General features: G+C 73.7%; 3 protein-coding genes. 1 reads left to right on the forward strand and 2 read right to left on the reverse strand.

What is annotated here, in order from left to right; all coding sequences use genetic code 11:
- Positions 1-203: 203 nt before the first annotated feature.
- Positions 204-3,947 carry a UvrD-helicase domain-containing protein gene (locus tag ACP4J0_RS25665; RefSeq protein WP_426601082.1) on the reverse strand — a complete coding sequence of 1,248 codons (3,744 nt, stop codon included), beginning with the start codon at positions 3,945-3,947 and terminating at the stop codon, positions 204-206.
- Between the two features lie 266 nt (positions 3,948-4,213).
- A complete protein-coding gene (locus ACP4J0_RS25670; RefSeq protein ID WP_426601084.1) occupies positions 4,214-4,600 on the reverse strand; it encodes an MGMT family protein in 387 nt (128 codons plus the stop codon).
- Positions 4,601-4,785: 185 nt separating this feature from the next.
- Here ACP4J0_RS25670 and ACP4J0_RS25675 point away from each other — a divergent pair, with 185 nt between their 5' ends.
- Positions 4,786-7,569 (forward strand): lysylphosphatidylglycerol synthase domain-containing protein, encoded by a 2,784-nt coding sequence (locus tag ACP4J0_RS25675; RefSeq protein WP_426601086.1) that lies wholly within the window; start codon positions 4,786-4,788, stop codon positions 7,567-7,569.
- Positions 7,570-7,771 lie beyond the last annotated feature (202 nt).

A 7,771-nucleotide genomic window follows, 5' to 3' on the forward strand; every position in this document is an offset into this window, starting at 1 on the left:
AGGCGGAGGCGGGATCGCCTCCGGAGCGGGAAGAAGCGCAGGTCAGCGCCTGTGGTGCCGCTCATCACACCGGACGCCCGCTCGCTCCGGGGGCTCCGGGCGCTCCAGGTGCTCCGGGGGGTTCCGGGCGCTCCGGGCGCTCCGGGCGCTCCGGGGGCTCCGGACGCTCCAGGTGCTCTGGGGGCTCCGGGCGCTCCGGGCGCTCACTCCACGACGTGCCGCCCTTCGGGCCGTGCACTGCACGACGCGCGGAAGGCGCAGTGGGTGCAGTGCTGGCCCGCGGTCGGCGTGAACCGTTCGTCGAGGACCTTGCCGGCGGCCGTGGCCAGCAGGTCCCCGACCCACTCGCCCCCCGGCCCTTCCAGGGGGTCCTGCGCCTGCACCTTGGGGAAGGTCTCGCCGCCGTCCCGCTTGGGCGCGCCCTGGCGCAACTGCACGAGCTCGGCGCCGCCCGGCCCGGGGCGGGTGCCGTCGAAGACGTCGTCGACAGCGCCCTCACGGACGGCGAGCTGGTAGACGGCGAGCTGCGGGTGGTGGGCCACCTCGGCGGAGGTGGGCGCCTGTTTGCCGGTCTTGAAGTCGACAACGTAGGCGCGGCCGTCGCCGTCGGCCTCGACACGGTCCATCTGGCCGCGGATGCGCACCTCGTAGTCGCCCGCTTCCAGGGTCACGTCGAAGTCGTGCTCGCTCGCCACCGGCGTGCGTCCGGCGCGGTCCATGACATGCCACTTCAGGAAGCGTTCGAGCGCCACGCGCGCGTTGGCCTTCTCCTGCGCCGACTTCCACGGGGCGTCGAAGGCGAGCGCGTTCCACACCGAGTCCAGGCGCTCCATGAGGACGGCGAGGTCGGCCGGGGTGCGCCCGGAGGCCACCTCGTCGGCGAGGACGTGCACCACGTTGCCGAAGCCCTGGGCGGCGGTCGCGGGCGCGTCGGCCTTCACCTCCCGGCCGAGGAACCACTGGAGGGCGCAGGTGTTGGCCAGCTGGTCCAGGGCGCTCCCGGAGAGGGTGACGGGCTGGTCGCGGTCGCGCAGGGGCACCTTGCTCTCGGTCGAGTCCCACATGCCCCACCAGCGGTACGGGTGGGCGGACGGCACCAAGGGGCGGCCGTCCTCGTCGGCGAGGGCGGCGAGGCGCGCCAGGCGGCGGGCGGCGGCCTCCCTCAAGGGTTCGGAGACGCGGGGGTCGACCGTGGTGGCGCGCAGCTCGGCGACGAGCGCCGAGACGGCGAGGGGGCGACGCGGGCGGCCCGTGACGTCGGCGGGTTCGACTCCGAGTTCGGTCAGGAACCGGGAGGGCTGGTCACCGTCGTCGGCCGGTGTTTTCACGGCGGTCACGACGAGCCGCTCACGCGCGCGCGTGGCGGCCACGTAGAACAGGCGGCGTTCCTCGGCGAGCAGCGCGCCGGGGGTGAGCGGTTCGGCGAGTCCGTCGCGGCCGATCCGGTCGGCCTCCAACAGGGAGCCGCGGCGGCGCAGATCCGGCCACAGTCCCTCCTGGACGCCCGCGACGACGACCAGGCGCCACTCCAGCCCCTTCGAGCGGTGCGCGGTCATCAGGCGGACGGCTTCGGGCCGTACGGCACGCCGCGTGATGGTGTCGGCGGCGATGTCCTCGGCGTCGATCTCCTCCAGGAAGTTCAGGGCGCCCCGGCCGCCGGTGCGCTCCTCCGCGCGGGCGGCCGTCGCGAAGAGCGCGCACACGGCGTCGAGGTCGCGGTCGGCGTTGCGTCCGGCCGCGCCGCCACGCCGGGCGGAGCGCTCCAGGCGGGCGGGCCACGGCGTGCCCTCCCACAGGTCCCACAGCGCCTCCTCGGCACTGCCGCCTCCCGCCAGACGCTCGCGGGCCTTGCGCAGCAGAGCACCGAGACGCTGGGCGCCACGCGCGTACGCGGGGTCGTGCACCGCCAGCCGCTCCGGCTCGGCCAGCGCGCGCGCGAGCAGGACGTCCGAGGGCGGTGGCAACGGGTCGCCCGCGGCACGCTCCTCCTCCCGCAGGGCGCGGCCGAGGCGGCGCAGATCGGCGGCGTCCATGCCGGCGAGCGGGGAGGTGAGCAAGGTGAGGGCGGTCTCGGTGGGGAGCCAGCACGGGTCCGCCGCGCGGTCGGCGCGTTCTCCGGGCGCGGTCTTCACCGCCGTGTCGGCGTCGGCCTCGGGGGCTGCCTGCACCGCCGTATCGGCGTCGGCCTCGGGGTCTGCCTGCACCGCCGTATCGGCGTCCGCCTCGAGGTCTGCCTGCACCGCCGTATCGGCGTCCGCCTCGAGGTCTGCCTGCACCGCCGTATCGGCGTCGGCCTCGAGGGCTGCCTGCACCGCCGTATCGGCGTCGGCCTCGGGTCCGGCCTTCACCGCCACCTCGGGGCCTGCCTCCGCCACCTCGGGTCCGGCCTGCAGGGGCGCCTCAGGTGCCGCCTGCGCCACCTCGTCGGCGTCGTCCCGGCCCGGCCCGTCCTCAGCCTCGTCCGTGACGTCGCCGTCCGCCCTGTGTATCGCCTCCCCCGGCACGACACCGTCCGCCCGGCGTGCAGCGAGGCCGGCCCCGGGCCGTTCGCCCGCCTCCGCCTCCGCCACCGCCCGCAGCGCCGTCAGCAGGGGCGCCACCGCCGGCTCGTGTCGCAGGGGAAGGTCGTCGCCGTCGATGTCCAGGGGGACGCCGGCCGCGGTGAGGGCGCGGCGGACCATGGGGATGGTGCGTGCCCCGGCGCGTACCAGGACGGCCATGTCGCCCCAGGGGACGCCGTCCTCCAGGTGGGCCCGGCGCAGGATGTCGGCGATGTTGTCGAGCTCGGTACCGGATGTCGGGTACGTGAACACCTCGACGCGCCCTCCGTCCCGCACCGGGGTCAGCTCGCGGTGGGCGCGCACCTTGTCGGCGGGGAGCCGGGTCAACGGCATGCGCTGGGTCAGCAGCCGGGTCGCGGCCAGGAGGGCGCCCCGGGACCTGCGCGAGGTCCGCAGCACCTCGACCGGCGCCGGCCGGCCGTCCGCGCGCGGGAAGGCGGTCGGGAAGTCGAGGATGCCGTTCACGTCCGCGCCCCGGAAGGTGTAGATCGACTGGTCGGGGTCGCCGAAGGCGACGAGGGTGCGCCCGCCCCCGGCCAGGGCGTGCAGCAGCCGGACCTGGGCCGGGTCGGTGTCCTGGTACTCGTCGACGTAGACCGCGTCGTACTGTGCGGCCAGGTGCGCGGCGACCTCGGGACGGCGGGCGAGGAGCACCGCGCGGTGGACGAGTTCCGCGTAGTCGAGCACGCCCTGCAGGTCGAGCACGTCGAGGTACTCGGCGAGGAAGACGGCGGCGGCCCGCCAGTCGGGGCGGCCGATGCGTCGGGCGAAGGCCCCCAGCGCGTCCGGCCCGAGGCCCAGCTCGCGGCTGCGGGCGAGGACCGCGCGGACCTCGTCGGCGAAGCCGCGGGTGGTCAGGCAGGCCCGCAGCTCGTCGGGCCAGCGCACATGGGCCAGGCCGAGCCGCTCCAGGTCGACCTGCCCGGCGAGCAGCTCGCGTACCGTCACGTCCTGCTCGGGGCCGGACAGCAGCCGCAGGGGTTCCGCGAAGAGGTCGCCGGTCTGGTGAGCGCGGACCAGGGCGTAACCGAAGGAGTGGAAGGTGGTCGCCCGGGGAGCACGGGTGGCTCCCATGCGCAGCGCCATCCGGTCGCGCAGTTCGAGGGCCGCCTTGCGGCTGAAGGTCAGCACCAGGATCCGCTCGGGGTCGCCGCCCCGGGCGACACGGTCCGCCACGGACTCGACGAGCGTGGTGGTCTTGCCGGTGCCCGGGCCCGCGAGGACGAGCAGCGGTCCGGTCCGGTGGTCAACCACGGCGCGCTGTGCGGCGTCCAGACGAGGGGGATCCTTTCGCTCCGGCGGGGTACGCACCAGCCGGTAAGCGCCACGGCTCCCCCGTCGCACCTGGGGGTGCGACGGGTGTCTGGCAGAGGAGAAGGAGCTCACGTGGTTCGCCGGTCCTGGTGGGTGTGCTGGTGGGCCGTCCGCGCTGCGGGCACGACGGGGGCCGCGGGATGAGAGGGGCTGGTGCCGCCGACGCCAGGCCGACGGATGAGGCGGAAGCAGAGCTTCCCCTTCTTCCCTCGGGCCACGTGCGGCGCTTGTGTCCCCCGCCCCACGAACGTACGTCATGCCATGGACGTGCCCGAACTGTCCCTTTTCCCTCATACGGATCACAGGTCACACGTCGGCCGATCCGATGGCGGAAGCTGTCAGATGTGAGCCTGTGCGCGTTCGCCGCCGTCCCACCGCGCCCGTTTCAGATCGAGGCGCGGCAGATGCCCCTCCGCGCCTCTGCTCGCCTCCTTCAGGGGCGTGCCCTCCTCCCGGTAGCGGTCGAGCGCCTCCAGTTCCTGCCCCGCGAGCAGGACCCCGTCCGCGCGGACGACGCGCCACCACGGAACGCCTCCCCCGTAGAGGGACATCACCCGTCCGACCTGGCGGGGCCCTCCCTCCTCCAGGTACTCGGCGATGTCCCCGTACGTCATGACCCGGCCCGGCGGAATCAGCTCGGTCACCTCGAGAACCCGCTCGGCGTACTCGGGCAGCGCGTCCGCGTAGTCCGGGCGGGCGTCGTCCGGAAGGCTCTGCTCGCTCATCCGACCCATACTGCCGCACTCCACCGACAACGCGACGCGCTTGGGACGGTGCGCGTCCCTCGCCCGGAAGCGGCGCTTCGGGCAGACTGTGCGGCCCGCACGGGCACCCTGATGCCTGCCGAGGCCGACGCGGCATGCCACCATCGTGCGGGCGGTGACCAGTGATACGAGAGCAAGAAGAGGCGATGAAACAGCAGGGTGTGCACCCCGAGGACCCCGAGGGCACCTCTGACTCCTCGTCGCGCCCGGACACCGCGGACGGAAGCGGCGAGAACACCGGCCGGCGGGCGGCCCCAGGCAGGACGGCGACCGCCGCCGACCCCGACGACGTCGCGCACATCGACGAGGTGGAGGGCGACGAACCGCTGCTCCCCGCGCGCGTGCACCGTCCGTCCGACCTGATGCGGCTCCTGGTGGGCGTGCTCGCCGTCGCCGTACTGCTCGCCGTCGCCGCCTTCGCCCACGGCACCACCTCGGGCCTCGAACAGGACATCAACAAGGGCACCGGGCAGGCACCCGATCTGCTGATCAAGATCGCGGGACTGGCCTCCAGCATCGCGATCCTCCTGGTGCCCGTCGCGTTCGCGATCGAGCGGCTGATCAAACGGGACGGGCTGCGGATCGCCGACGGGGTGCTGGCGGCGGTCCTCGCACACGGGGTGACCCTCGCCACCGACCTGTGGGTCGCCGAGGCGGCCCCCGGCTCCATCCAGGAGGCCCTCACCCAGCCCTCGCCGGGCGACGTCCACGCTCTCACCGATCCGGTGCACGGCTACCTGGCGCCGGTCATCGCCTACATGACGGCCGTCGGCATGTCCCGCAGACCCCGCTGGCGCGCGGTGCTGTGGATCGTGCTGCTCCTCGACGCCTTCTCGATGCTCGTCACCGGCTACACGACGCCGTTCTCGATCATCCTGACGGTGCTCATCGGCTGGTCCGTGGCGTACGGAACGCTGTACGCGGTGGGGTCCCCCAACGTCCGCCCCACCGGGCGGACGCTGATGGCGGGCCTGCGGCACGTCGGCTTCCGCCCGGTGACCGCCGCCCGCGAGGAGGCGCCGTCGGACACGGCGGAGACCGGTGACCGCGGCCGCCGCTACTTCGTCACGCTGGAGGACGGCCGACCGCTGGACGTGACGGTGGTGGACCGGGAGCAGCAGGCACAGGGCTTCTTCTACCGCGCGTGGCGCAACCTGACGCTGCGCGGCTTCGCCACCCGCAGCAGCCTGCCCTCCCTGCGGCAGGCCCTGGAGCAGGAGGCACTGCTCGCCTACGCGGCGATCGCGGCCGGCGCCAACGCCCCCAAGCTGATCGCGACATCCGAACTGGGTCCCGACGCCGTGATGCTCGTCTACGAGCACACCGGCGGGCGCACACTCGACTCGCTGTCGGACGAGGAGATCACCGACGACCTGCTGCGCGGCACCTGGGAGCAGGTGCGGGCCCTGCAGTCCCGGCGCATCGCGCACCGCAGGCTGGTGGGCGACGCGATCCTGGTGGATCGTTCCGGCACGGTGATCCTCACCGACCTGCGCATCGGCGAGATCGCCGCCGGGGACCTGCTGCTGCGCATGGACGTCTCCCAGCTCCTGGTCACGCTCGGCCTGCGGGTGGGTGCCGAACGCGCGGTCGCCTCGGCGGTCGGCGTGCTCGGCCCCGACACCGTGGCGGACTGCCTGCCGATGCTCCAGCCCATCGCGCTCAGCCGCTCCACGCGCGCGACCCTGCGCAAGCTGGCCCGGAAGCGGGCCGAGCGCGAGCGGGAGGCGGTCCTGGAGTCGTCCCGGCAGGCCAAGCTCGCCCGCTCGGAGGCGGCCGCCGACAACACGAGCCCCGTACCCGGGACCTCCGACAAGGCCGGCAGACCGGAAAGGGCCGACAAGGCCGAGAAGAAGGCCGTACGCGCCGAGCAGCGTGCGGAGAAGCGGGCCGTCGACGAGGCGCTGGAGGGGGCCCGCGAGGAGGACCTGCTCACGCTGATCCGGCACGCGGTGCTGCGGATCAGGCCGCAGGCCCCCGTCGAGCCGGCCCGCCTGGAACGAGTGCGGCCACGTACGCTGATCAGCTTCATCGCCGGGGCGATCGGCGCCTACTTCCTGCTGACGCAGCTCACCCACATCGAGTTCGGGCCCCTGATCTCGAACGCCCAGTGGGGCTGGGTCGCCGCGGCCGTGCTGTTCTCCGCGGCGAGCTACGTCGCCGCGGCGATGGCCCTGCTGGGATTCGTGCCCGAGCGGGTGCCGTTCCTGCGGACCGTGGCCGCGCAGGTCGCCGGGTCGTTCGTGAAGATCGTCGCCCCCGCGGCGGTCGGCGGGGTCGCCCTGAACACCCGCTTCCTCCAGCGCGCGGGGGTGCGCCCCGGTCTCGCGGTCGCGAGCGTCGGCGCGTCGCAGTTGTTCGGGCTCGGCTGCCACATCCTGATGCTGCTGTCCTTCGGCTATCTGACCGGCACCGAGAAGACGCCGTCGCTGTCCCCGTCCCGGACGGTCATCGCGGGTCTGCTGACGGTGGCTGTGCTCGTGCTCGTGGTGACCTCGGTGCCGTTCCTGCGGAAATTCGTCGTCACGCGCGTGCGGTCGCTTTTCGCCGGAGTCGTACCGCGCATGCTCGATGTGCTGCAACGGCCGCAGAAGCTGGTCACCGGCATCGGCGGGATGCTGCTGCTCACCGCCTGCTTCGTGATGTGCCTGGACGCCTCGATCCGGGCCTTCGGCGACGAGTCGACGTCGATCAGCCTGGCGAGCGTCGCGGTCGTCTTCCTCGCGGGCAACGCGCTGGGTTCCGCGGCGCCGACGCCGGGCGGTGTGGGCGCGGTGGAGGCGACACTGACGGTCGGCCTGATCGCCGTAGGCCTCCCCAAGGAGGTCGCCGCCCCCGCGGTCCTGCTGTACCGGCTGCTCACGCTCTGGCTGCCCGTACTGCCGGGCTGGCTGGTCTTCAACCACCTGACGCGGAAAGAGGCGTTGTAGCCGTCTCCGGGCCGGTCTCCGCACGCTTGGCCCCTGAACCGTGCGACTCAGGGCCGGACCCGCACCCTTCGGCCTGATCCGTACGACTCGGGGCGGGATCCGCACGCTTCGGCCCCTGATCCGTACGACTCAGGGCCGGACCCGCACCCTTCGGCCTGATCCGTACGACTCGGGGCGGGATCCGCACGCTTCGGCCCCTGAT

The sequence above is a fragment of the Streptomyces sp. WG7 genome (assembly GCF_049975785.1).
Classification (GTDB): Bacteria; Actinomycetota; Actinomycetes; order Streptomycetales; family Streptomycetaceae; genus Streptomyces.

Excerpts from the sequence above, each read along its gene's own strand:
- ACP4J0_RS25670 (WP_426601084.1), bottom strand. The coding sequence starts at position 4,600 with ATGAGCGAGCAGAGCCTTCCGGACGACGCCCGCCCGGACTACGCGGAC.
- ACP4J0_RS25675 (WP_426601086.1), top strand. The coding sequence starts at position 4,786 with ATGAAACAGCAGGGTGTGCACCCCGAGGACCCCGAGGGCACCTCTGAC.